This is a genomic window from Flavobacterium sp. H4147 (assembly GCF_029360735.1).
Lineage (GTDB): Bacteria > Bacteroidota > Bacteroidia > Flavobacteriales > Flavobacteriaceae > Flavobacterium > Flavobacterium endoglycinae.
Map to the genome: position 1 here is coordinate 370,808 of NZ_JARKNB010000002.1, position 23,381 is coordinate 394,188.

The 23,381-nt window shown below is 33.3% G+C and carries 24 protein-coding genes; 9 read left to right on the forward strand and 15 right to left on the reverse strand.

Annotated features, from left to right (window positions below; all coding sequences use genetic code 11):
- Window positions 1-63: 63 nt before the first annotated feature.
- The 3 genes from P2W75_RS09390 to P2W75_RS09400 are packed head-to-tail and all read right to left on the reverse strand — an operon-like array spanning window position 64 to window position 3,572.
- Window positions 64-2,010, reverse strand: coding sequence for an ATP-binding protein (locus P2W75_RS09390; RefSeq protein ID WP_276380165.1), 1,947 nt, complete (start codon window positions 2,008-2,010; stop codon window positions 64-66).
- 2 nt (window positions 2,011-2,012) lie between these two features.
- Window positions 2,013-2,375 carry a PleD family two-component system response regulator gene (locus P2W75_RS09395; protein ID WP_276380166.1) on the reverse strand — a complete coding sequence of 121 codons (363 nt, stop codon included), beginning with the start codon at window positions 2,373-2,375 and terminating at the stop codon, window positions 2,013-2,015.
- 9 nt (window positions 2,376-2,384) lie between these two features.
- A complete protein-coding gene (locus P2W75_RS09400) occupies window positions 2,385-3,572 on the reverse strand; it encodes an ATP-binding protein (RefSeq protein WP_276380167.1) in 1,188 nt (395 codons plus the stop codon).
- A gap of 710 nt (window positions 3,573-4,282) precedes the next feature.
- Between P2W75_RS09400 and P2W75_RS09405 the strand changes: the two genes are divergently transcribed.
- Complete coding sequence (locus tag P2W75_RS09405) at window positions 4,283-7,477, forward strand: CheR family methyltransferase (RefSeq protein ID WP_276380169.1); 3,195 nt, start codon at window positions 4,283-4,285, stop codon at window positions 7,475-7,477.
- A gap of 13 nt (window positions 7,478-7,490) precedes the next feature.
- Here P2W75_RS09405 and P2W75_RS09410 read toward each other — a convergent pair whose 3' ends face one another.
- The gene (locus tag P2W75_RS09410) at window positions 7,491-8,051 is read right to left on the reverse strand and encodes a hypothetical protein (RefSeq protein WP_276380171.1); all 561 of its coding nucleotides are present in this window, start codon (window positions 8,049-8,051) and stop codon (window positions 7,491-7,493) included.
- A gap of 182 nt (window positions 8,052-8,233) precedes the next feature.
- Here P2W75_RS09410 and P2W75_RS09415 point away from each other — a divergent pair, with 182 nt between their 5' ends.
- The gene (locus P2W75_RS09415) at window positions 8,234-8,638 is read left to right on the forward strand and encodes an XRE family transcriptional regulator (protein WP_276380172.1); all 405 of its coding nucleotides are present in this window, start codon (window positions 8,234-8,236) and stop codon (window positions 8,636-8,638) included.
- Window positions 8,639-8,708: 70 nt separating this feature from the next.
- On the opposite strand, the gene P2W75_RS09420 is transcribed toward P2W75_RS09415, so the two are convergent.
- The 5 genes from P2W75_RS09420 to P2W75_RS09440 all read right to left on the reverse strand — a co-directional run bounded on the left by P2W75_RS09420 (window position 8,709) and on the right by P2W75_RS09440 (window position 12,456).
- Complete coding sequence (locus P2W75_RS09420; RefSeq protein ID WP_276380173.1) at window positions 8,709-9,446, reverse strand: hypothetical protein; 738 nt, start codon at window positions 9,444-9,446, stop codon at window positions 8,709-8,711.
- A gap of 7 nt (window positions 9,447-9,453) precedes the next feature.
- Window positions 9,454-10,140: a hypothetical protein gene (locus tag P2W75_RS09425; protein WP_276380174.1), complete on the reverse strand. Its 687-nt coding sequence runs from the start codon at window positions 10,138-10,140 to the stop codon at window positions 9,454-9,456.
- An 11-nt stretch (window positions 10,141-10,151) separates the two neighbouring features.
- Window positions 10,152-10,580 (reverse strand): hypothetical protein, encoded by a 429-nt coding sequence (locus tag P2W75_RS09430; protein WP_276380175.1) that lies wholly within the window; start codon window positions 10,578-10,580, stop codon window positions 10,152-10,154.
- A gap of 80 nt (window positions 10,581-10,660) precedes the next feature.
- Window positions 10,661-11,641 carry a hypothetical protein gene (locus tag P2W75_RS09435; protein ID WP_276380176.1) on the reverse strand — a complete coding sequence of 327 codons (981 nt, stop codon included), beginning with the start codon at window positions 11,639-11,641 and terminating at the stop codon, window positions 10,661-10,663.
- Window positions 11,642-11,823: 182 nt separating this feature from the next.
- Window positions 11,824-12,456, reverse strand: coding sequence for a ribonuclease H family protein (locus P2W75_RS09440; protein ID WP_276380177.1), 633 nt, complete (start codon window positions 12,454-12,456; stop codon window positions 11,824-11,826).
- Between the two features lie 412 nt (window positions 12,457-12,868).
- On the opposite strand from P2W75_RS09440, the gene P2W75_RS09445 reads away from it, so the two are divergent.
- Both P2W75_RS09445 and P2W75_RS09450 read left to right on the forward strand, forming a co-directional pair.
- Entirely contained in the window at window positions 12,869-13,114 is a 246-nt protein-coding gene (locus P2W75_RS09445) for a CopG family transcriptional regulator (protein WP_276380179.1), read from the forward strand.
- On the forward strand, window positions 13,107-13,385 hold the full coding sequence (locus tag P2W75_RS09450) for a type II toxin-antitoxin system RelE/ParE family toxin (protein WP_276380180.1): 279 nt from the start codon (window positions 13,107-13,109) through the stop codon (window positions 13,383-13,385). The genes P2W75_RS09445 and P2W75_RS09450 overlap by 8 nt, the downstream gene beginning before the upstream one ends.
- Before the next feature lie 373 nt (window positions 13,386-13,758).
- On the opposite strand, the gene P2W75_RS09455 is transcribed toward P2W75_RS09450, so the two are convergent.
- The gene (locus P2W75_RS09455; protein ID WP_276380181.1) at window positions 13,759-15,183 is read right to left on the reverse strand and encodes an amino acid permease; all 1,425 of its coding nucleotides are present in this window, start codon (window positions 15,181-15,183) and stop codon (window positions 13,759-13,761) included.
- Between the two features lie 153 nt (window positions 15,184-15,336).
- On the opposite strand from P2W75_RS09455, the gene P2W75_RS09460 reads away from it, so the two are divergent.
- On the forward strand, window positions 15,337-15,861 hold the full coding sequence (locus P2W75_RS09460) for a hypothetical protein (RefSeq protein ID WP_276380182.1): 525 nt from the start codon (window positions 15,337-15,339) through the stop codon (window positions 15,859-15,861).
- Window positions 15,862-15,874: 13 nt separating this feature from the next.
- On the opposite strand, the gene P2W75_RS09465 is transcribed toward P2W75_RS09460, so the two are convergent.
- Entirely contained in the window at window positions 15,875-16,900 is a 1,026-nt protein-coding gene (locus P2W75_RS09465) for an SDR family oxidoreductase (protein ID WP_276380184.1), read from the reverse strand.
- Window positions 16,901-17,127: 227 nt separating this feature from the next.
- Here P2W75_RS09465 and P2W75_RS09470 point away from each other — a divergent pair, with 227 nt between their 5' ends.
- Entirely contained in the window at window positions 17,128-17,757 is a 630-nt protein-coding gene (locus P2W75_RS09470; protein WP_276380185.1) for a DNA-3-methyladenine glycosylase, read from the forward strand.
- A gap of 9 nt (window positions 17,758-17,766) precedes the next feature.
- Here the strand turns inward: P2W75_RS09470 and P2W75_RS09475 are convergent, their stop codons facing one another.
- Complete coding sequence (locus P2W75_RS09475) at window positions 17,767-19,164, reverse strand: MFS transporter (protein ID WP_276380187.1); 1,398 nt, start codon at window positions 19,162-19,164, stop codon at window positions 17,767-17,769.
- 238 nt (window positions 19,165-19,402) lie between these two features.
- Between P2W75_RS09475 and P2W75_RS09480 the strand changes: the two genes are divergently transcribed.
- Both P2W75_RS09480 and P2W75_RS09485 read left to right on the forward strand, forming a co-directional pair.
- A complete protein-coding gene (locus P2W75_RS09480; RefSeq protein WP_276380188.1) occupies window positions 19,403-19,981 on the forward strand; it encodes a flavodoxin family protein in 579 nt (192 codons plus the stop codon).
- Between the two features lie 53 nt (window positions 19,982-20,034).
- Window positions 20,035-20,706: an SRPBCC family protein gene (locus P2W75_RS09485; RefSeq protein WP_207296438.1), complete on the forward strand. Its 672-nt coding sequence runs from the start codon at window positions 20,035-20,037 to the stop codon at window positions 20,704-20,706.
- Between the two features lie 130 nt (window positions 20,707-20,836).
- Here P2W75_RS09485 and P2W75_RS09490 read toward each other — a convergent pair whose 3' ends face one another.
- Both P2W75_RS09490 and P2W75_RS09495 read right to left on the reverse strand, forming a co-directional pair.
- Entirely contained in the window at window positions 20,837-22,006 is a 1,170-nt protein-coding gene (locus P2W75_RS09490; RefSeq protein WP_276380189.1) for a zinc-dependent alcohol dehydrogenase, read from the reverse strand.
- Window positions 22,007-22,190: 184 nt separating this feature from the next.
- Window positions 22,191-22,430: a hypothetical protein gene (locus P2W75_RS09495; RefSeq protein ID WP_276380190.1), complete on the reverse strand. Its 240-nt coding sequence runs from the start codon at window positions 22,428-22,430 to the stop codon at window positions 22,191-22,193.
- Between the two features lie 298 nt (window positions 22,431-22,728).
- Between P2W75_RS09495 and P2W75_RS09500 the strand changes: the two genes are divergently transcribed.
- Window positions 22,729-22,902 (forward strand): hypothetical protein, encoded by a 174-nt coding sequence (locus P2W75_RS09500; RefSeq protein WP_207296441.1) that lies wholly within the window; start codon window positions 22,729-22,731, stop codon window positions 22,900-22,902.
- 43 nt (window positions 22,903-22,945) lie between these two features.
- Here the strand turns inward: P2W75_RS09500 and P2W75_RS09505 are convergent, their stop codons facing one another.
- Window positions 22,946-23,191, reverse strand: a complete 246-nt coding sequence (locus tag P2W75_RS09505) for a hypothetical protein (protein WP_276380191.1) — start codon at window positions 23,189-23,191, stop codon at window positions 22,946-22,948.
- Between the last annotated feature and the right edge of the window lie 190 nt (window positions 23,192-23,381).

Consider the following 23,381-nt stretch of genomic DNA (forward strand, 5'->3'; position numbering starts at 1 on the left):
CTATTTTTACAATATACATCTGATAATCAAATCAATAATTTACATTTAAAATAAAATGATATGCTAGTTTATTAACGGTAAAGTAAAATAGAATACAGATCCTTTACCTTCTATACTCTCTACCCATATTCTGCCTCCATGCTCTAGCACAATTTGAGCTGCCAAATACAATCCTAATCCCATACCCGGAAAAGTATCCATATTATTGGTTGTGACACGAAAGAATTTGTCGAAAACTTTATCAAGATCCTTTTCGGGAATTCCGTAGCCTTCGTCTGCAATGCTTATCGTAACATCATTTTTCCCAGTATTACTTTCAACAGTTATAAGAGATTCTTTTGGGGAGTATTTTACCGCATTAGACAAGAGATTGGTTATTACTTGTCCAATGCGCTGTTTATCTCCTTTTACCTGTAACGGTTGTTCGATAATCAATTCAATTCTATGATTAGTAGTTCTCTGGATTTCTTGTATTCTCTCTTCTAAAATAGTATCTAGAGCCAGATATTCGAAATGAATCGGCATTTTTCCTTGTTCAATTTTAGTAATATCCAGAAGATTATTAATCAGTATGGTAAGACGATCAATCTGCTCGTTTAGTTTACCAAGCAGCACACTATCTTCAAGATTTCCTATTTCCTCAAGTCTTTCTTGTACGATTTCTGCATAGGCTTTTATACTGGTGACGGGTGTTTTGAGTTCATGACTGGCTACAACGATAAATTCACTGCGTTGTTTAAGCAGATCTTTTAACTGGAATTGGTTTTCCTGAAGTATTCTTTCAGATTCCTTACGTTCTGTAATGTCGTCAAATAATACAGCTACCTGTCGGTTTCCATGACCTACTCTCGAAACATGAACATTATACCATCGCTGAGTTGCTTGGTTATAATTTTCAACACGCTCCGCCACGCCGCTTCGGGCCACTCTGTCATAAGTATCAATCCAGGATTTTTCGAGGTTCGGTAAAAACTCGGTGGCAAGTTTCCCTACAGTGTCATTTCCTAATCCTGTCTGACGTGTAAATGCAGGGTTTACTTCCATCAATCTAAAGTTGACAGCTCTATCTTCTTCATCTCTCACCATCTCATGGATTAAAAATCCTTCATCAATTGAATTAAAAAGCGTACGGTATTTATCTTCAGCATGTTCTGCTATTTCGTCTTTTAAGCTTAATATTTCTTTTTCTGCATTTTTTTGAGCTGTTATATTTTGTGCAACAAACAACAGCTGGCTGGGATTATTATTTTTATCTCTGGCAAATACTTGTCCTCTCAGCGAAATTCTGGCCCATTGTTCATTATTATCTTTAATGCGATATTCTACTTTATTTTCCTCCCTGTCTTTAAGAGTATGAAATCGTTCATAAAATTCTTGAATGGCAGGTATATCCTCAGGATGAAACAATTTAATACGGTCTTTAAAAGGCATTTTTTGTATTTCATCTACTTCAAAACCTATCCAGGTAAGCGTATCGCGGTTGGCATAAAGAATATTTCTAGAAGGAAATTCAACTACTGATACAACATCGGGCATCATTTCTGTAATACTATTTATAAAATGAGACTGCTCTCTCATTCCCTGTTCTGCTTTTTTCTGTTTGGAAATATCACGGCTGGTCATTACCAATCCATCATCAGATTTTACAAGTGCTTGATAAAACCAGCCTTCAAACTGTTCATAATGATAATACTGTTCATGCTGTACGGGTTCGCCGGTTTCAACTACACTGACCATTTTATCAAAAATACCACTCGGGATCACACCTGGATTTTTAGACAGTAATGAAGAGCCAATAACGTCACCGTTTTGGGCTACGCCTCCTTTGTTATTCATAATCCAGATAAAATCGACTATTTTATTATTTTGATCCCTAACCGATTGAAATACCTGAATAATATCAAGCGAATTATCGATGATAGTTTGTAAAAGCTGTAACTGTTTTTCTGTACTAAGACGATCTGTTTTAGGCTTGATGTTCGTCTCATGTAACGATTTATGTTTCTTCATAATTATGTAATAAGACCATTAACGAGTTCCAGCATTTCGCGTCTTTTAAAAGGTTTTTCTAAAAAAGCATTTGCTCCTGCTTTAAAAGCTGCAGGTGCTACTTGTGGACTTGCCGATATTATTATGATAGGAACTTTTGCAGTATCAGGCTTACTTTTTATCAAACTGCAGACGTCTAATCCGTCTACGCCTGATAATTGTTTGTCAAGAATAAATAAATCTGGAATATCATAATTACCTTTTACCAGATTATCTCCATTTGAAAATACCGTTACTGCATAACCTGCGCTTTGCAAAATCATCTTAATGGCATCTTGAATAGCCGAATCATCTTCTGTTAATATTACTTTTTTTTTATTTGTCATTTTATGCAGTTATTGAGAAAGGTAACAGTAAAAAGTACTTCCCTGACCAGGTTCACTATCGGCCTTTATAAATCCTTTATGCAGCCGGGCAGCTTTAAGAGCGATTGCCAATCCTTTTCCACTTCCTTTGTAGGCACCATGCGGATGAAGCTGCTGGAACAACTCAAAAATACGCTCGCTAAATCTGGATTCAAACCCAATCCCATTATCTTTAAACGCAATACAATAATAGCTTTCATTAGGACGAGCTTCTTTAAAAGAAATTTCTTTTCCCAAAACTTTCTCGCAGGTAATTAAAAGTTCAGGAACGACATCTTTTCGGATAAATTTAATAACATTCGATATCAGCTGTCTGAAAATCTGCTCTAATGCATTCGAATGTCCTTTTATAACTGGAAGTGTTCCCACGTTAATTAATAAACCTGCTGCTTGTATTTCATGACGTAAACCGTCGAGCACTTTTGACAGAATCGTATTAAGATCAACATGCTGCATTTCTTTTTTGGAAGTGCTTAGCGTAAGGAAACTAACAATATCATCCATAAGGAGTCCTAAACGCTGAAGACTAGTCTGCATTCGTCTGACATTTCCTTTGCCGCTGTCGGATAAATTTACGGCTTCATTCTTTTTTATCTGTTCAGCAAACATGTAGATTTTTCGAACAGGTTCCATCAAATCATGAGCAGCGATTTTGGCAAATGTTGCCATTTCTTCATTAGCATACTGTAATTCTGTATACTTTAGAAGCAATTGGTCATTCAGTTCTCTCAGCTGATCTTCGGCTTTAACTCTGTGTGATACATCATGAATAATCTGTAAAATGCCATTTATTTCTCCGGAACAATTTTGAAGAGGAACTACATGTGTCTCAAAATATCCTTTTAAGTAGAATTCTTCAGGGGGCAGAAAAAACTTTCTTCCTTCCAAGACATTCTCGAAAGCAGTATTAAAAACTGTTTTATTGGCTTCTGAAAATACGCTGTAAAAAGGTTTGTCGATTATATCATCACGCAAAAAACCTGTCCATGTTTCGATAACTGTATTACAGCTGATGATTTTAAAATCAGTATCAAGGGCGATCATTCCGTCAATACTTGCATTATTAATACTCATTGCCAGTTCGCTTCTGGCTTTCCAAAAGTCGGTTTTTTCAGATTTTAATTTTTTTTCTTGATTATTTTCTTTTTTCTGTTTCATTTGGGGGGACTGTTTATTTTTATATTAATCAGTCCTCAAATAGTATAACATACCATACAATCGGAAGACTGATGAATGATTTAATATTTGGTGAAATCAGATAGACTGGTGAATCAATATCTATAAGTGAAAGCAATTTACAATTTTTCTAAGAATAATTTTACGCTATTTCATCATTTAACAATAGGTTATTGGTTTGGCGATAGAGACTAAACAAAAAGATAAAAACTAGAAAATACAGCACTTCATCGCAGGTTTTCAAGAAAAGAATACAGCGCAAAATGTAAATTATGAAGTTTTAAATCAAAATAATGTAAAACATAAGCCCGCAATAATTCTACTTTTGAAACTATCCAAAGACACCCTAATTGAATAACAGGTCAATTTAGACCTGCCTACTATAGAAAGTAATAGGTAAGACTTATAAGATTTAGATGCATTTGCCATCATAAATTTAACATTAATGCCTATATTTTCTATACGTTGTTATGGGCTGGTTTACAGCATCTATTTGCAGCTGTATTTTCTGCAAATAGTTTTCCTGCATTTTGATGCATGACCAAAATATACAAGTTACATTTTATTGAATGCAATTTTTTGTAAACACTTATTTCCAATGAAATAACTGTTTTCTAAAATATTGCCCTCTTCGCTCATTCAATTTTGCGAAGAAAACATTTTCACTTGTATATTAATAAAATCAACATCAAATGCTTACCATAGTAAAAGAAAATATAGAAACTCACAATGAAGAAACTTTACACAATCATTTTTCAGTTGTTGGAATAGGCACAAAAGGATCAGAAATTGAAATATTGAAAAATATAATTTCAGATTTAGCACCAGATTCCGGCATGGCATATCTAATTTTTGAAACTTTAGATTATCCCAAAACAGAAAATTTAAAAGAAATTCTTTCGCCTCTCACCAAAATACCAGTGGTTGAAATTGTAAATGAAATTAATCTTCAGCCCAATCACATTTTTATTATTCCCGAAAATAATTTTTTGATAGCCGAAGATGGCATTTTAAAGCTAAAACCTAAAAATAGAAGCAGTATAAACCACAACTGTCTTGATCTGTTTTATGAGTCAATTGCTCATATATATAAAAGTCACACCATTGCAGTTCTTATTTCTGCTGTATCATTGGACAGTTTTGCGGGCCTTAAAAAAGTCAAAGAACTTGGCGGAACAGCTTTGGCAGCTGTACATAAAAAAGGACTTATTCAAAATAAAAACACAGAAGAGTTTATCGATTATTTTGTTCCTTATCATTCTATTGCTTCTCAATTAAACCAGATACAAAAGAGTTATCTTTCCCATCCTGTTTATGAAGAAAATGACGAAACAGTTACAATCGAAGAAACTCAATCTCTCTATGAAATAATTGAAACTATTCATTTGCATACAGGCACCAATTTTCATTATTACAGACCCGACATTTTAAGGCGAAGGATTGCGAAACGAATGGTAATTACCAAAAAAGAAACCCTAACGGCCTATCTTACCATATTAAAAGACAATACTTCCGAACAAACCGCTTTGTTTAACGATCTGCTTATTTCGGTAAGTTATTTTTTTAGAGATGCCCCATGTTTTGAAAAACTTTCAGAAAGTGTTTTTCCCTCTCTAATTGAAAATCAAAATCAAGAAAAAATAAGAATTTGGTCGGCTGGGTGCTCTACTGGCGAAGAAGCTTATTCGCTCGCCATCAGCCTGCATCAATATTTAGAACAAACTAAAAATCTTCACATTCACGTTCAAATTTTTGCTTCAGATTTATCTGAACATTGCATTGCAAAAGCCCGTTCCGGAATTTACAACATACAAGATGTTAAAAACATAAACGAAGCAGTACTTGAAAAATATTTTACCAAAAAAGACAACGGTTATCATGTCAATAAAATTATTCGTGATATGTGTGTTTTTGCTGTTCATGACCTTACTAAAGATGCCCCTTTTTCTAAAATTGATTTAATAGCGTGCCGCAACGTTCTGCACTATTTTGATGCTGATTTACAAACTCAAATCTTAGCTTCGTTTCACTATTCTCTTCGTAACAAAGGGTTTCTTTTTTTAGGAGAATCTGAAACAGCAGATCAAGTTCCCTCATTATTTAAAGCAGTAGAAGAGCAAGAAAAAATATACGGAAGAAGAAACGATGTAAAACTAAATATAGAATCCTCCTTTCCTATTACAAAACCTATTCATACTGCCGATACAAGTATTTCAGAAACCGAAATAGCTGAAATTAATTATGAAAAAATTGCAACCGATATCCTTCAACACTATTCTCCATCTGCTGTGCTAATAAACAGTGAAATGGAAATAGTTCATTTTCATGGCGATACAAGTTCATTTTTACAGCAAGCATCTGGAAAACCAAGTTTTAATATTTTAAATATGGTAAGCGATGAATGGGCTTTTGAATTAAAAAATGCCATTCTAAAATCTCGAAATAAAAAGAAAAATGTCTTAGGCACAAATACCGCTTCAAAGAAACAAAAGTTCCTGGCTTCCTTCGAAGTCGTTTATCTTCCTTCATACTCAGATTTGTCTCTAATTATTTTTCGCAAAATGCCTTTATTTTCTTCGGAACAAAGTGAAAACAATGAATTTAAAAAAGACATACACACCATTACTGAAAAATCAGTGCATCATTCAAACGAAATAAAATTAAGCAGTGAAGAACTTATCCATTTTAAAGAAGAACTTCAGTCGAGTAATGAAGAACTTGCCTGCGTTAACGACGAACTTCAGGACCGCAGCAAAGAGCTTTCTTTAATCCGTAATTTATATGAATCTGTAGTAAATACAATGCGCGAGCCAATGCTTATTATAGATAAAAATGCAGTAGTGACCAGTGCTAATGCATCTTTCTATAGCTTCTTTACCACCAGTCCAGAAGAAGCGGAAGGCCTTTCTATTTTTGAATTAGGAAATGCTCATTGGAACATTCCTGAATTTAAAGAAGCCGTTTTAAAAAAATTATCGAGTCAGGAAACCATCCAGAATTTTAAAATAGTATTTAATATAGATGATAATACCCAGAAAATAATGATTTTAAATGCCTCAAAAATACAAAATTCTGTTCCTGACGGAATGATTCTTATTACATTGGAAGACATTACAGATCTAGAAAAAAGCAAAGAAGCTATAAAAAATAAAAGTGAGGAAATTACCAATAACAAAAAGCAGTTAGAATACTTTACACGTGCGGCTAGCAATAGTTTGCTCGAGCCTGTAAACAAAATATATATGTTTGGAAAAAAGGTTTTGGATACTGAAAAAACACTTTCGGAATCTGGCAGACATCATTTGAAACGTCTTTTAAATTCTGCGGTTAATCTTAATCAGCTTATGGAAGATTTAATAGAATATTCGCAAATTAATTGTACTGACAAACCATTCAAAAATACTGATTTAAATGTTTTGGTTAAAAAAACCGTTCATGAACTGAAAACCATAATTACGGAACACAGAGCAGATATTCATATCGATTTACTGCCAGTCCTTTCTGTGGTTCCCTCCTACATACACAAACTGTTTCATCACATAATAACCAATTCTATCAAATATGCGCAGAAAGAAATAGTCCCTCTCATTAAAATAAGTTCGCAAGAGGCTTTACCAGAAGAACTTAAGACTATCGAGGCACATTCTGATTCAAAATATGTAAAACTAACGGTTAGCGATAATGGAAGCGGTTTTACCAAAGAATATGAAAAGTTAATATTCGAACCTTTTTACAGATTGCACGGCAATGAAAAACATTACGGAAGCGGATTGGGATTAACAATAGCGAGCAAAATTGTTGCTCGTCATAAAGGATTTGTGAGAGCCGTAAGCGAACCTTTAAAAGGCACAACCATATGCATTTATCTGCCAGTTCAAAATAGATAAAATTAGAAATATATTATTGTGTAACGCAAGTAATCTGATTCTCTTTCTTGATTTTCTCGACGCCTCTTTCTCTGATTAATTCTGCTGCATCGAGCATTCTGACAAAATGAATATAAGGCGTCGTTAAATCAAAATATGGATCTCCTGCGTGTGGCGACAATGAAAGTTCGAGCATTTGATAAAGAAATAATTCAAAATCTTCGAGTGTTTTTTCGGCGAATGCTTTTTGAAAAACCATAAAAGGATTTTCGTATTCTTCTTTTGTAAGCGAAGAAAAATGAAAAACGGTTTCGGAACGTAAAGATGCTGCTACTTTCCATTTTTTGCTTTTCTTTTTAAGGCAGTAACAGACTTTAATAAAAAAGCTGTAAGCGGTATATAAAACAAAAATATCCGATGGATTGTTCTGTTTATAGATTTCTGTTTTGTAGCAGAAGATTACCGCTTCGGTTAAATTTTGCTTATAGTAATGAAGATGTGCAAAGTCAAAAAAGGTAATAATTGCTTTAAATGGATTTCCCGCTTCATATCCTGCCCAAAAACCTTTATCGAAGGATATTTTATTCTTTTTCATGGTCTGTAGTTTTAAAATATTCAACGAAATTCGATTCTTTAGAAAGAATAATCTACTCCGAAAACAGATATATTATCTTACAAAAACAGATGCGGTTTTCTAGTATATTTTCCTATCTTTGAAACTCAGGATTTTTAACTACACGGCTTTATCTTTGAGCTTTTAGAAAATTGATATTCATTATGGAACAGAAAATACATCAGGGAAGAAACGTAAAACGTTTTAGAGAAATGCTTAACATCAAGCAGGAAGCATTGGCTTATGATCTGGGCGAAGACTGGAACCAAAAGAAAATTTCGATGCTGGAGCAAAAAGACGTGATTGAAGATAGTATACTGAAACAAATCTCAGCCATATTAAAAATTCCTGTGGAAGCTTTTCAGAATTTTGATGAAGAACAAGCGATAAATATTATTTCTAATACTTTTAATGATGAAGCATTCATAGGCAATTCTGGTGGTACTTATAATGTTAATCCATTGCAAGAAATTTTAAAACTGCATGAAGAAAAAATTGCTTTGTATGAAAGGATGTTGAAGGAGAAAGAGGAAATGATGGTTAGGCTTGAGAAGTTGATTAATAAGTAATCTATATATTTAAACAAAAAGAGACTTTTTAAGTCTCTTTTTTCATATCTATGATGCTTGGTAATTTTTTTTATTCAGTCTTGCAATTAAAAATTTCTAAAAACTCATGACATTTATTTTTTATTTCTTCTATTTTCATTTTGTCTTTGTCACTTTCTTTTAATACCCAGTATTTGTTTTCATTCCATTCGAATTTTCTATTTTTACCTCCATTTTGCGTTATAAATCCCCAAAACCATAAATCATCCCAAATTTCAATTTGATATCCGTCATATTTATGTTTAAGAAGTAAGTTTATATTTGTAAAATTCCAATTTTTATTAGGGTTTATTTTTTTAAAAATAGCAATTATTACAGTATCAACAGGGAGATAAAAATTATCTTTTTCATCAATTAATTTGGGAACATCGTTCCAAATTTTTAAATCCTCTGAATATTGTCCATTATGTAAGTGAAATATACTTTTTGAAATTAATGCAGAAGTTTTCGAACCCCATCCTTTTTGATTTAGCATTCCTTTATAAACGCTTTCAAAATTATTTTTCCCGTTTGGATTAATTTTTTCAACGAATTCTTTAAATGACTTCAACGAATGTTCATCAGTTATAATTGATTTATAAAATTCAGCAAGGTTATCTATTTTGGGTTGACTTTGAGTGTTTGCAATGTTGTATAATAAAGAAATTATTTTTTCCTTTTCGTCTTTATATGGTAAAATAATCGAACGATAATATCTTTCCTGTAAAGCTTTATTATATTTTCTATTATTAGAAATGAATTGAAAAAGCTTTTCTATTTTATCTATCATTTTCAACTTATAGTAAGTTATATAATGTTTGAATTTCACCAATAAAATTAGACTCTTCTATACTTCCAGGATACAAATTAAATTTTGGATTTAAACCATAATTATTTGCGTAATTCATTAGTGAATTATTTGCATGACTATTATTTAGTGGAGTTGTAAAATATGGTTTAAATCCTATTCCACAATGTATACATCCTGCCAAATTATGATCAAAACTTGTTAAATCAGTTATTGCACCTAAAAATTTCCTAACTTCACCTTTAAGAGATGACAAAGCGGAATGATTCTTACATTCTAATGCAAAAACCAATTCTCCTTTTAGTTTGTTTGGTCTTACATTATCTATTTGCTGATTTTCCAGTAATAATATATCCATCTCATGGTTTATATTAATACCAATTATTTCAATACCATTTCTCAATTCAAATTTTTTTGATCCTTTCAATATTACTGCATAAGAAAACTTACTGTTTTTTACTATTCCAGGACTTGTTCTAAATTTAAACGTTGAAGAGCCATTTGGATTTATTATTGTAGCATTATTTCCGCTAACATTTTTCAATGTCTCAAATATTAATAAATACAAGTATAATTCATACAAATTACCTTTATTAGTGGGTAAAGTGTAAACAGAACTTGTTCCAATTGAGAAAAGCTTCTTAATGCAATTCTCTATTTCAGTTTGTAAATCCATAATAAATAATTTTAAATAAAATCACTTTCTAAAAACAAATCATCAAAAAGTAAATAACCTAAGTCAGTAAAAGCATAAGTACTAAAAAGAGAATTGAATGGTCTTTTAGTAGTAATCTTGGGTTCAAAATCTTCAAGTTGAATAATTTCAAGTTCTTTTATTTCTAAATTTTGTTTAAGTACAGATTTAAGATATAATGTTGGCAAAACAAATGTTTCAAAAACAGAAATTAACAATGCAAACCTTTTAATATCTGTTAAAATATATTTATGATATCTATCATGATCTCTTTGTCTCTCATAAGGATCATTTAAATTTTGCTGATAGTTATCATAGCTATATTGTAATTCAAAAACTAGATTTTCTTTCTCAACGTGATCACTGCTAAGAATATAATTTACAACATTTTGTAATATATAATCAATATTTAATTCTTCCATATTTTGTTTCCTAAATAGTAATTATTAATAGTATAATTTAAACTTGATAAAAACCACAGCTGCTATGAGCATATAAATTCTTAAGATTTATTCATACTTGACTTTGAAGCTTTTATTTGATTTGGACCTGCATTATCTCTTAATTCTTTTAGTAGATCTTTCAATTCTACGGGTTGCTTCAAATTTAAAGTCAAATTTAATGCAGTACCTTGGATACTTATGTCAAGCAATTTTTCATCGGATCCAGATAAATAAATTCCAGAATCGCCACTTGCGATAAAAAAACTTCCGTTAGCTTTACATATATTACTTGTCATATACAATCCGTAGCCAGAATTCCCCCAATCCCCCTTTGGCTTATTTTTTTGACCAGCATACACTTTTCCCGAAACCCCAGGCTTTAAACTCTCTTTAATTGCCTCTTCGTTTGACTTTAAATTTAAACGCGGATTATTACCTAAAGATGATTTTATGCCTATACCGCGATCTAACACTGCAAACGATACACGATCTAGAGAAGGTAGATACTGTGCGCAAAAGCCAAATCTTTCCGATTCGCTGTGTTCAACTATGTTGCGTAAAATCTCTCGAATGCTATATTTTAATATTTCACCTAACACTGGATTTTGATTCTGAGTTAGCACTCCACTTATGTCCTTCGCGAAATCTTCTAAAAACTCACCTGGGTGAATAGCTAAATCTCTTGCAGTTTGCTTAATTTCTGGAACATCAAAAATCTTCATTGGAATATAACGTTCATTTTGTCTCGCTTGACCAGGAAAATTTCCAAAATCAAGTCCGAATGACTGAAAAAAGCCCATGTGTGCAGCGTAAGAACAATGACTATAGTTTCTTGCAACAAATTCACAATGAGGGTGATTTTTTTTGAATGATCGCAATTCACTACTAAGAAAAAGAAGGGAAAACGGATCTATTCTTCGCATATCGTTAAAATCAAAAATATAACGTCCTATCTCATTTCTTTCCTTAAACGTAGAAATGAATTCTATTGTTTGTTCGAAAATAAGATTTCGCGGTACTAATATGATTATCTCTTTCACGGATGTCTTTTTTATTAATATAATCAGGATATCTTCATCTACTGCTAAACAACATATAAGAGGATAAGTTAAAATCTAAACCTTCTCAATAATAGATCACACCGATTTTAAAACAATTTAACCTTCTAGTATGAGCATCTTGCTCATGCCAACTATGATAGACAGATTTAATTTAAGTTAATTTATTTTCTACCAAAATCAGCTGGAATTTCACCCCAAGCTTTTGTTTCCCATTTCAATATTTCATTGCTAAATTCATTTGATATTAGCCATTTTTCTGCCCGTTTCATAAGTTCAAAAACTTCTTTATTATTTTCTGTTTGTTCAATATTACTTCTTGAAGTTTTATTCTTAATCCAACTTATGGCTATTTTACTATCAGAATAAATAGGACGGATATCATTATTTTTTTTCATATGAGCTAATGCGTGTACGAGAGCTAAAAATTCACCCATATTATTTGAGGCATCTTTAAAAGGACCTTGTTTAAAAATTATCCTTTTAATTTCAGTTTCAACCCCTTGATATTCCATTAAACCTGGATTGCCACTGCATGCGGCGTCTACAGAGATGCTATTTAGAATAGGTTCACCTATCAATTCTAATTCTTCTTTAGACAACTCCGATTCAAAAATTTTCTTTCCTTTATAGTCGTCATATTCTTCAGAATATGCTTGCTGTGCTAATTCTAAAGTTTGAAAAGATTTATATTTTGCACCTGCAAAACCATGAACACTTTCCTTGCATTCATCCCAACTTTCGAATATTCCAATTTTTCTCCCTTCCCAAACTACGTAAAACTTCTTGCCTGCCATATTTTCAACTCTTCAAAATTTTGTAATAATAAGATAATACGAGTTTACTTATTCTATATCTTTTTGATCAATAAACAATGCCAAATTTATAGTACCGCTTTCATTTTCTTTTACGGTTTTCCATAAATTGAAGCCATTAAATAACTTGCAAAATAATTTTTAAATGAATAATTAAATAGAGTATAAATACCTATTTTAATTTTAAAGAGTATGAAATAATCCCGCATATTTGCAATCCATACCCGCAAAGTATATCTTAACATAAAACTAGCTTTTATCAATATTAGGAGCGGGCACGGATTGCAAATCCGCGCTATTGTTGTATAATAGAGTTCGAAAAAACTATTTCATCTAGATATGCTTTTCTTTTTAAAATTTGGTGTAAATTTACACCAATATAAAAACTTGTAATATGACACGACAAAGCATATCATTAACTGCTCCTAATGACGAGTGGCTAAAAAATCAGGTTAATGCAGAAGAATTTAGTAGTAAAAGTGAAGCTATTAACTATTTAATTAAGCAGGCTCGTTCACAAGAAGAATACTTTGAGTTTGTAAGAGCAAAAATAGATAAGGGAGAAAAAAGCGGATTTGTAAAAAAACAAACTAGAGAAGAAATGTTAGCCGAATTTAAAAAAGATCTTCCTGATGTATAGCTACCATTTAAGTAGCGAAGCCAAAGAAGATTTAAAAAGAATTTATTATTATGGAGTTGGTAAGTTTGGGATTAATCAAGCTGACAACTATTTTAATATGTTTTATGATTGCTTTGAAAAAATAGAGGAAAACCCTTTTCTATTTCCATCTGCTGATCACATTAAAAAAGGATATCGTTATTGTGTTTGCGGTGTAGATACTATATACTACCAAATTACCGGAGATAAACGGGTAGAGATTATTACCATTATCGGAAGGCAAGATTTTTGAAAAGTCCAATTACAAGCAAAATTTCCAAACCATCTTTGCGCAAAACTGATCGCGCGGATTTTCAATCCGTGCACGCAAATTATATCATAAAAGATTAAAAAAGAAAATACCTTTTTTTATTTACGTTTCCTAAAATATTTTGGGACATAAAATAATAGAAAAATTACCAGAATAATAAATACGATTTCCATTTTTGAGTTTAATTAGATTTTAAGTATAAAAATTAAATTATTAAATCAGCTTCATGAAATCCTGATCACTCGAATTTGCAATTCGCTGTGCGAAGTCTTACATTAAAGACACTTCGCAAATGTTTAGAGATTTGCGAAGTTTTTCAGCTAAATACTCTTGGAGTATGATTTTTAAAACTTACCTATCCTTTCTTTTTAAAAACCTTATAAAACACAAAAAGAATCCCCAGCCAAATCGGGATTAATTCTACGGATATTTTCATATTCGTCAACCACATTATGGCTAAAATACCCAATAAAAAGGCAAAACAAATGTAATTGCTTACGGGATAAAATATAGAAGCAAACTTGGTTTTGGTGTTCTCCTTGTCTTTCGTTTGCCTGAATTTTAAATGTGTATACGAAATCATAACCCAGTTAATCACCAAGCAAGACACTACTAAAGACATTAAAATACCAAAAGATTCTTCTGGAATTACTTTGTTTATTAAAATACAGATAGCCGCAAAACAGGAAGAAATTAAAATGGCATTAACCGGCACTGAATGTTTGTTTAGTTTCTTTAAAAAACCAGGCGCACTTCCTTGATCTGCTAAACCAAATAACATACGTGAATTACTATAAACACTGCTATTATAAACCGATAAAGCGGCAGTTAAAACAATTAAATTAAGCACATTGGCAATAAGTTTTGTAAAAAAGATTTTCTGTCCAAATAATGTAAATTCCATTCCGTTTAGGTTTTGAAAAACCATTACAAACGGACTGCTGTCTGTTGTAATCTGTCTCCATGGCGACAAAGCAAATAAAATAACCAATGCCCCCACATAAAATATCAGAATTCTATAAATAACCTGATTGGTTGCTTTCGGAATGTTTTTTTCTGGATTTTCGGCTTCGGCTGCAGTAATTCCAATAAGTTCTAAACCTCCAAAAGAAAACATAATCAACGCCATTGCAGACAATAATCCTTGAAAATCTCCTTTTGCCGTTTTCTCAAAAAAACCTTTTGGAAAGAAACCTCCGTCATTATATAAATTATGAATTGTGGCGTGCTCTCCTCCTGTTCCACTTACCAATAAATAAGTTCCAAAAAGAATCATAGCGATAATCGCAGCAACTTTTATGATAGAAAACCAAAATTCGGTTTCTCCGTATACTTTTACAGAAGCAAAATTCAAAGCATTAATAACGAGAAAGAAAAACAAACTAGATGCCCAAAGCGGAATTTCTGGCCACCAAAACTGTACATAAACGCCAATAGCTGTCAATTCGGCCATACTTACTAGAATATACAAAATCCAATAATTCCAACCTGAGGCAAAACCGGCAAACGAACCACAATATTTATAAGCAAAATAACTGAAACTTCCTGAAACAGGTTCTTCAACCACCATTTCGCCCAATTGTCTCATGATAAAAAAAGCGATAATTCCGGCAATGGCATATCCTAAAATAACAGATGGTCCTGCTAATACAGCGGCTGGACCAATACCAAGGAAAAGGCCTGTTCCTATAGATCCGCCTAAGGCGATTAACTGAATGTGTCGGTTAGTGAGTCCACGTTTTAGCTGTGTTTCTTGTGCAGTATCTTGATTATTTTTCACAAATTAGGTTTTAAGGAGTTAAATGTTTCCACAAATGTATAGACCTCAAATTTAGAAAAGAAAAAAATATAAGCAATAGATTATCTGATTACATTGCTTTTGATAATAATTTGATTATTTTTTTGTTGTAATTTAAAACCCTTAAAAGCTGTAATGATGAAGTTTAGTGTTTTTATTCCTTTTTTTCTACTGGTAATGATGAGTTCATGTGAATCATCAAGAGCAATCGATTTTAAGAAATCTCTTTCCCAATCGGAACGCAGATTGTTTCAAATTATTCTTGGGAAAGACAGCTGGGGAGAAAAAAAGATGCAATATGTGATCGATAATAATTACCAAGATGCATTAGCTGCTGTAGACCAACAGACCAAAGAGTTTGATAACCTGATTAATGACCTTAAGAAGCTTCCCACTAATGACATTCCCGAAAGTGAACCGCTAAAAACTGCCACAATTGAATATTACGAAGCTTTGAAAGCATTGCATACCTTCGACCGCAAGGAAATTGCACAACGAGAACTTCTGGTAACACTAAAGGAAAATGAACGCAAAAAGGCTAGCGATGAACTTATTGCACTTGCAAAACAGAAGAAACAACTTTATAATACTGTATATCAAAAGGAAGCTATTCTTCAGACAGCCACCGATAAATTTGATGCTTATAACGGTTTTGATTAAGGCAGAAGAATGCTTATTTGTTTTTATTCTTTTTGTATTCTTTCATTCTTTCTTTGGCACCATCGTCAATACCGCGTCCTTCTGGAATGGGTTCGTAGATTGAACCTTGCGTATTTGGCGTTTCTGGTCCTGTTTCAATCATGTATTTCTGAACCATATTACCTCCAAGTCGTTCAGAAAATCTTGGAAATACATTGGCACTAAATGACGAAACTTGTGCCTTCCATCCCACTGGGACTATTTTTTTAGGTCTTAATGATTTTCTTAAAATAGCATTCACGATTTTTTCAGGATCATCCATCATAGCCATTTTGGGTTCTACACCTGTGTAATTGGCCGCGTGTTTCCAGATTGGCGTATCAACTGCCCAAGGCTCAATTGTCACTACTTTTATTTTATCATATCCGTTAAGCCGAAGTTCTTGGCAAAGAGCCAGGTCTAAGCTTCGTATACCCGCCTTGGTTGCTGAATATCCGCTTTGATAAGCAAGCGGAATTTCACCCATAACCGAGGCCACGTTAATCAGGACGCCATTTCCTTGTTTTCTAAATTGATCGACTGCTGTTCTGCTGGCATAGAAAAAGCCTTTTAAATTAACATCTATCACCCGCATTTGATCTTCAATTGGAACTTCCCAAAAACGTCCTATTGCGGTTACTCCAGCCATGTTTATCCAAACGTCTATTTTGGAATATTCTTTTAGGGCAGCCTCTCTTACTCTTAGCAAATCTTCGGGTTTACTCATATCTGCAGTTACGACTACGGCTCTTCCGCCTGCTTTGCGTATTATGTCAGCCACTTCTTCTAAAAGATCTGTTCTTCGTGCCGCGATGACGACATTGGCTTTATATTTTCCAAGTTGTTCTGCTACACCGCGCCCCATTCCGCTTGACGCGCCAATAATAACATAGGTTTTGCTGGAAATTTTCTTCTGTCCAGAATTGCCCACTTTCCATGTGGTACAACTTACAGCAAACACGGAAAAGAAAAATACAAGAGAAAGTGATTTTAAAATACGAAGAGTAATACTGATTATCATGATGTTGCGGTATAGATTTAAAATAGATTTCTGCCTCACTATGAAAATACAATCTATCTCTTCTTTTTCTTTATAGGATTTAATCTGATAATTTGTAAAATTTCAATTCATAGTTAAGTCCGTAACGAATGTTAAATGTCACAGACTATTTTGAAGTTGTACCATATGAAGAGTACATTTACCATAACAAGTATTTGCAATCTTCTAAATTCTTTCGACTTTATCTAATGAAAAATCTTCAAAGCAAGCCTTCAAAACTGCCATTTTCCTATTACCAAAGCCATGATGTTCTTTTTCTTTCTAAAGATCTTCTTGGTAAAGTACTTTATACTCAAATAAATGGAGAAATAACTGCCGGAATTATTGTTGAAACTGAAGCTTATATGGGCGTTGTCGACAAAGCTTCGCATGCCTACGGCGGAAGGCGCACTAACAGAACGGAAACGCTTTATAATCATGGCGGTGTCTCGTATGTGTATTTGTGTTATGGCATTCATTATTTATTTAATGTGGTCACCGCTTCTGAAGATGAACCGCATGCTGTTTTAATTCGGGCAGTTGAGCCTTTTGCCGGAATAGATGTTATAGAAAAAAGGCGTGGTTTAAGCGCTTCTAATGCTCGTATTTCCTCTGGACCTGGTTCTGCAGCTAAAGCTTTAGGAATTGACAGTACTTTTAATAAAAAAGAATTAGACCTCGATGAAATCTGGATTGAAGATCACGGAATTCGCTACGACGATAATCAAATTGCCAGTGTACCGCGTGTTGGCGTTGATTATGCCGATGATCATGCACTCCTGCCTTGGCGGTTTTTCGTAAAAGGAAATAAATATGTCAGCAAGCCAAATAAAATCTGAGAATATTTTTTACATATATCCTGCACCATCTGTTTTGCTTAATTTTGAAAAAGTAAAACTAGATAGAATTGTAAAAACAGCCAGCGTAATAAATGTATATTGAAACGCTTTTACTGTATTTAATTCAAAAATCCCTGATTGAAATAAAGAAAGAGCCAAACTGGCTACAGAAACGCCAAAACTTACCGAAAGCTGCTGCATGATAACGAGCATGGTATTTCCGCCGCTGGCCGTATCCTGATCTAAATCTGAAAGTGTGATCGTATTCATGGCTGACATTTGTATTGAAGTGAAAACTCCGTAGAAAATCATCAGCAGAATATAATACCCAAGCGGTGTTTCTCTAGTCACAAAACCAAGAATAATTAATATAATTCCCAACAGAATGGTGTTGCTTATTAATACAGTTCTGTAACCAAAGAATTTTATAATGTTTACCATAAACGGTTTTACGGCAACATTTGACAAAGCCGATGGAAGCAGCAACAACCCAGAAACAGAAGCCGAATAACCAAAACTGGTTTGAAGCATAAGGGGCAGCAATAACGGAAGTCCGCCTATTCCTAATCGGGTTATCAAACTTCCTTTTAATCCTATTTTTAAAGTTCTGATGTTGAGTAAACGAAGATCAATTATGGGTTTTTCGGTTCTTTTATAGTGAATGTAATAAAATAAAGAAAGTAGTCCTGATAAAAACAATAATCCCAAAATAACCAGCATGTGGGTTCTGCCGTTTCCAATAAGTTCTAAAACCATGGTAATGAATATCAAAGCCAGACTAAAATAAACCAATCCTCGAAAATCGAACCTTCCTACGGCGTGCTTAAAATTAGGCATAATTCGATAAGCCATCGAAATTCCAATGATTCCTATGGGAACATTTACCAGAAAAATCCAATGCCAGCTTAGATTATCAGAAAGAAAACCTCCTAAACTAGGTCCTGCAACCATTCCTAATAATCCAAACACGGTTATAAAATTCATGGTTTTAAGCAGTTCGCTTTTAGGATATTGATACAAAATGGCAAGCCTCGCGATAGGCACCATCATCGAAGCTCCAACTGCCTGAACAACTCGCGACATATTAAAAGATTGTAAATCTACCGAAAGAGCACAAAATAACGATCCCATGATAAATAAGAATACAGCAATCATAAACATCGTTCTGGTTCCAAACTTATCTGCCAGCCAGCCTGAAAGCGGAATAAACATAGCCAGTGTTAAAGTATAGGTTACAATAACCGAATGCATTTCTGTTGGTGTATATCCCATGTCTTTTGCGATCGATGGCAGTGAAGTATTAAGAATTGTACCATCTAATGATTGTATAAACATTGCCGTTGCTGTGACCCACGGAAGCAGGTGGACTGCGCTTTGTTCTTTTTTTACTTCTTTAATTGTCTGCATTGTTTAAAATAAGCTTTGGAATTATACCTCAAAAATAAAACACTCTTACAAAGCATGGTTATATAATTTTTAAAAGCATTTACAGAAACTGCAGACCAAAGTCTTTAATGCAAAATCTATAAATCAAATGTTTAATCCTGTAAATAAAAGTCAAAAGGGAGTTAGAAATTTGTTAGAAACTAAAAATCAACACACTACCTAAACTTTTAGATTTACTCTAAGTTAAACAAAAATAATTATGAAAGCAGTTATTTTATTAGGCACATTAAAAAACAAAGGATTATCGAATACTGAAATACTTGTTGAATTTTTTGGAGATTTTCTTTCTAAAAAGAACATAGAATTTGAAGTGATTAAACTCGTTGACCATCAAATTCTTCCGGGCAGTTATACTCATCTGGATATTGAGGACGACTGGCCGCAGATTTATGAAAAAATTTTAGAAGCTGATATTCTTCTATTTGCGACTCCTATTTGGTGGAACAATCATTCTTCTGAATTACAGCGCTGTATTGAGCGTCTGGATGAGGTTTATGACATTATAAATTCTGGAAAAGATTCTCCGCTTGATGGAAAACTAGGAGGCGTAATTGTTACAGGAGATTCAGATGGTGTAGAACATATTACAGGAAACATTGCCAATTTCTTTTCGTGTGTAGGTGTTGTAATTCCACCATATACTTCTCTAGGGGTTATTTGGGAAGGACACAGCAAAGACTCTAAAAAAACAAAATCACAGTTAAAACAATATTATGCTAAAAATTACACCGAAGATGCTGCAGCCATGGCAGATTCTTTAGCTAAATATCTATCATAATGTCAACACATAAAACATCATATTTCACAAACCATATTTTAAAACAAATAGCTATGAACACTACCACATTGACTAAAAACTCAAAACCATTATTAAAAAATAATGTATCAAAACTAGAAAGAATTTTAATGGTAACCAGCGGTGCTTATCTTCTATACAATGCATTATCGAAAGAACAAAAAAATATTACACAGGCAGGTGCCGGCGGAGCAATGCTTTTACGTGGTATTTCTGGATATTGTCCTGTATACGATGCAGCTGGACATTTAATGCACGATAAAGCGTCTAATGTAAATATTAGAATAAACAGTGTTATTAATAAACCTGTAAGCGAAGTGTATGCCTTCTGGAGAAATCTTGAAAACCTGCCAAAGTTCATGAATCATCTTGACTCGGTTAAACCTATTAATTCTACTATTTCGGAATGGACAGCAAAAGGTCCTGGAGGAATTGGAAAAATATCTTGGAATGCCGAGATTATCAAAGATGAAAAAGATAAACTTTTGAGTTGGAATTCAATTGAAGAATCTACCATTAAAAATGCTGGGAAAGTTGTTTTTAAACCAAAAGGAAAAGCAACCGAAATAGACGTAACTATCTCGTATCATGCACCTCTTGGAATTGCAGGAGAAAGTGCGGCGAAACTTTTAAACCCATATTTTGAAAAGCTGGTTAAAGATGATATTTCGAATCTTAAAGTGTATTTGGAATCTAACCAAGAATAATATAAAAAAACGATGCTGTTTCTTGTATTTATTTTTTTGCAGAAAAACGCCTTCCTTGTAATGGGAAGGCGTTTTTTATTATAGGCTAAAAAAAGGTGGAGTTAAAAAATATAACTTCACCTTTTTTAAATTATTTCCAAGGATCTAAAACCACTTTAACACAGCCGTCTTCCCTTTTCTTAAAAATATCATAGGCATGCGAAATTTCAGATAATGGAAGTCTGTGGGTAATTATATCATCCAATTTTACTTTTCCTTGAATAACATAATCCAAAAGTTTGTCTATGTGTTTGTGTGCAGGCGCCTGACCTCCTTTTAAAACGATTCCTTTGTCAAAAAACTGTCCTAGGGGGAAATTATCATAATTAACAGGATAAACACCTAATACTGATACTATTCCGTTCCGTCTTACAGCGCTCATGCACGCTTCTAATACTTTTATAGAACCTTTTTCAAAATTAATGGTAGCTTTAATTCGGTCGGTTATATTGCGGTCTGGTTCGAAACCAACGGCATCAATGCAGACATCAGCTCCACGTCCGTTGGTCATAGCGCGAATTTGCTCAATGACATCTTTTGGTCCGTCTTCCCAAAGCAAAGTAATGGCATCTGTAGTTGCTTTTGCTTTATCCAGACGGTATTGCAATGTGTCTACAATAATCACTAATCCAGCGCCTCTAAGCCAAGCACTTTTAGCAGCCATAATACCAACAGGGCCTGACCCAAAAATAGCAACTGTTTCACCGCCTTTTATTTCTCCCCAGTCAACACCAGTGTATCCTGTTGGGAAAATATCAGTCAGGAAAAGCACCTGTTCATCTGATAAATCTTCTGGCACTACTCGCGGCCCATAATTCGCATAAGGAACTCTAACGTATTGTGCCTGACCGCCATCGTAACCGCCGTATAAATCTGTATAACCAAATAATGCTCCTCCTTTTTGAGTTACAATACCTCCTTCTGGGCCATAATGTTCTGGATTACTGTGTTCGCAGTTTCCTTGTGAATCATGATTGCAGAAAAAACAATTTCCGCACGCAATTGGAAACGGAACTACCACTCGATCACCACGCTTTAAGTGTGTAACTGACGGACCTGTTTCTTCCACGATTCCCATAAACTCGTGGCCTAAAACCATTGGCCGTGGCTGTGGAAGTCCTCCTGAATAAATATGTAAATCAGAGCCACAGATGGCTGTAGAAGTTACTCTCAAAACTATATCATCTTTTTCTTTCAAAATTGGATCATCGACTGTGTCGTATTTAATTGAGCCGGGTCCATGAATAACAGCTGCTTTCATAATAATACTCTTTAAAATTAATTTATACTAAGTAACTATAAACAAAAAAGTTATGATTACATCATTAACCATAATTCTTACAGAATATAGAACTTGTTTTGTAATTTAAATCCAAAACTAAAAACAAAGACCTATCTGTCGATAGGCCTTCATCATAACAGTAAATTGAAAAAATACCACATATTTATGGTCTTGTGCCACTAATAGTGTCTTTTCGTTGTGGAACTGTAGTCTTGTCGACTGGCTTTTGAGTTCCTTTCTTTTTATCTGTACGTTGTTTATTGATTGTATCAGTCTTCCGTGTTGATGGATATTGTTTGTTCTGTTTATGATGAACAGTATCCGTTTTAGTAGAAGACTTTTTCTTCTGCGGATTTGTCTCCTGTGCCGACATATAACTGAAGCACAAAAACATACATCCCATTAAAAATAAATTTTTCATAACAATTAATTTTAATTAACAATTTGTTTATGAAACACTTAACCTATGTTTCGTTGCAAATTTTAGAAAGAAAATGAATAGTTTTTTATACTATAAGGATCTCATAATTATAGGATTGCCATAAATTCAAATGGAACCAAAAGAGTCTTAAGAAGCACGATATGCACAATTAATCACTGATTAGACCTATTTCAATTTAAAATCTATAAATTCTGATCTGAAAAATATAAGACACATGAAATGTCTTTTTTAGAAATTTGTAGTATAAATCAAAACAATTATGGAAACGAAATTTAAAAAAGGTCAGAATGTGAAACAGGAATTTGGCGGACCGGTTATGAAAGTAATTGGTTTTGAACCTGAACTTATAGAAAATATTATTACCCAATGGGAAGACGATGAAGGAACTATAATAACAGGAAAATTTATGGATTCGGTTTTGGTTCATGCCTAATAGTAAATAAAAAAAGCGGTAAAAATTACCGCTCTTTTTATTTTTAACTGTTAGTCGATTCACTTCCTGTGCTTCCTGCACCTCCGCTATTGTCATTGCCCAGATTTTCTTCGCGATCTGTTTCCTCAAAATCGCTTTCGTCTCCCCAATCTCCTGTATTGGGCTTTTGAGCCGGATGTCTTTCTGTCTCACCTTTTTCTCTTTCGTCATTTTCAGAAAAATACATTTGATTTCCTAAAATAGATGTCAAAACAGGTTCCTGATTACGATTATAAACATTAGTATTCATTGTGATTTGATTTAAAAAATTAACTAGTCAAAATTCCTACTATTAAACTAGTAATAGTTACACTATTTTGGTTCAACGTTATAATTTTTACAACTGTTTGTACCTTCAAATCAATATTTTAAAATGAAAATTATAGAACTATAACGATTTAATTTGTAAGAATCCAGCTGAAATCAAAACTACATTTGCC

Coding starts and splice junctions, on each gene's coding strand:
- P2W75_RS09495 (WP_276380190.1), bottom strand. CDS start 22,430: ATGGGATGTATGTTTTTGTGCTTCAGTTATATGTCGGCACAGGAGACA.
- P2W75_RS09400 (WP_276380167.1), bottom strand. CDS start 3,572: ATGAAACAGAAAAAAGAAAATAATCAAGAAAAAAAATTAAAATCTGAA.
- P2W75_RS09460 (WP_276380182.1), top strand. CDS start 15,337: ATGATGAAGTTTAGTGTTTTTATTCCTTTTTTTCTACTGGTAATGATG.
- P2W75_RS09395 (WP_276380166.1), bottom strand. CDS start 2,375: ATGACAAATAAAAAAAAAGTAATATTAACAGAAGATGATTCGGCTATT.
- P2W75_RS09465 (WP_276380184.1), bottom strand. CDS start 16,900: ATGATAATCAGTATTACTCTTCGTATTTTAAAATCACTTTCTCTTGTA.
- P2W75_RS09415 (WP_276380172.1), top strand. CDS start 8,234: ATGGAACAGAAAATACATCAGGGAAGAAACGTAAAACGTTTTAGAGAA.
- P2W75_RS09505 (WP_276380191.1), bottom strand. CDS start 23,191: ATGAATACTAATGTTTATAATCGTAATCAGGAACCTGTTTTGACATCT.
- P2W75_RS09480 (WP_276380188.1), top strand. CDS start 19,403: ATGAAAGCAGTTATTTTATTAGGCACATTAAAAAACAAAGGATTATCG.
- P2W75_RS09410 (WP_276380171.1), bottom strand. CDS start 8,051: ATGAAAAAGAATAAAATATCCTTCGATAAAGGTTTTTGGGCAGGATAT.
- P2W75_RS09445 (WP_276380179.1), top strand. CDS start 12,869: ATGACACGACAAAGCATATCATTAACTGCTCCTAATGACGAGTGGCTA.
- P2W75_RS09440 (WP_276380177.1), bottom strand. CDS start 12,456: ATGGCAGGCAAGAAGTTTTACGTAGTTTGGGAAGGGAGAAAAATTGGA.
- P2W75_RS09470 (WP_276380185.1), top strand. CDS start 17,128: ATGAAAAATCTTCAAAGCAAGCCTTCAAAACTGCCATTTTCCTATTAC.
- P2W75_RS09420 (WP_276380173.1), bottom strand. CDS start 9,446: ATGATAGATAAAATAGAAAAGCTTTTTCAATTCATTTCTAATAATAGA.
- P2W75_RS09485 (WP_207296438.1), top strand. CDS start 20,035: ATGAACACTACCACATTGACTAAAAACTCAAAACCATTATTAAAAAAT.
- P2W75_RS09425 (WP_276380174.1), bottom strand. CDS start 10,140: ATGGATTTACAAACTGAAATAGAGAATTGCATTAAGAAGCTTTTCTCA.
- P2W75_RS09450 (WP_276380180.1), top strand. CDS start 13,107: ATGTATAGCTACCATTTAAGTAGCGAAGCCAAAGAAGATTTAAAAAGA.
- P2W75_RS09430 (WP_276380175.1), bottom strand. CDS start 10,580: ATGGAAGAATTAAATATTGATTATATATTACAAAATGTTGTAAATTAT.
- P2W75_RS09500 (WP_207296441.1), top strand. CDS start 22,729: ATGGAAACGAAATTTAAAAAAGGTCAGAATGTGAAACAGGAATTTGGC.
- P2W75_RS09490 (WP_276380189.1), bottom strand. CDS start 22,006: ATGAAAGCAGCTGTTATTCATGGACCCGGCTCAATTAAATACGACACA.
- P2W75_RS09405 (WP_276380169.1), top strand. CDS start 4,283: ATGCTTACCATAGTAAAAGAAAATATAGAAACTCACAATGAAGAAACT.
- P2W75_RS09390 (WP_276380165.1), bottom strand. CDS start 2,010: ATGAAGAAACATAAATCGTTACATGAGACGAACATCAAGCCTAAAACA.
- P2W75_RS09475 (WP_276380187.1), bottom strand. CDS start 19,164: ATGCAGACAATTAAAGAAGTAAAAAAAGAACAAAGCGCAGTCCACCTG.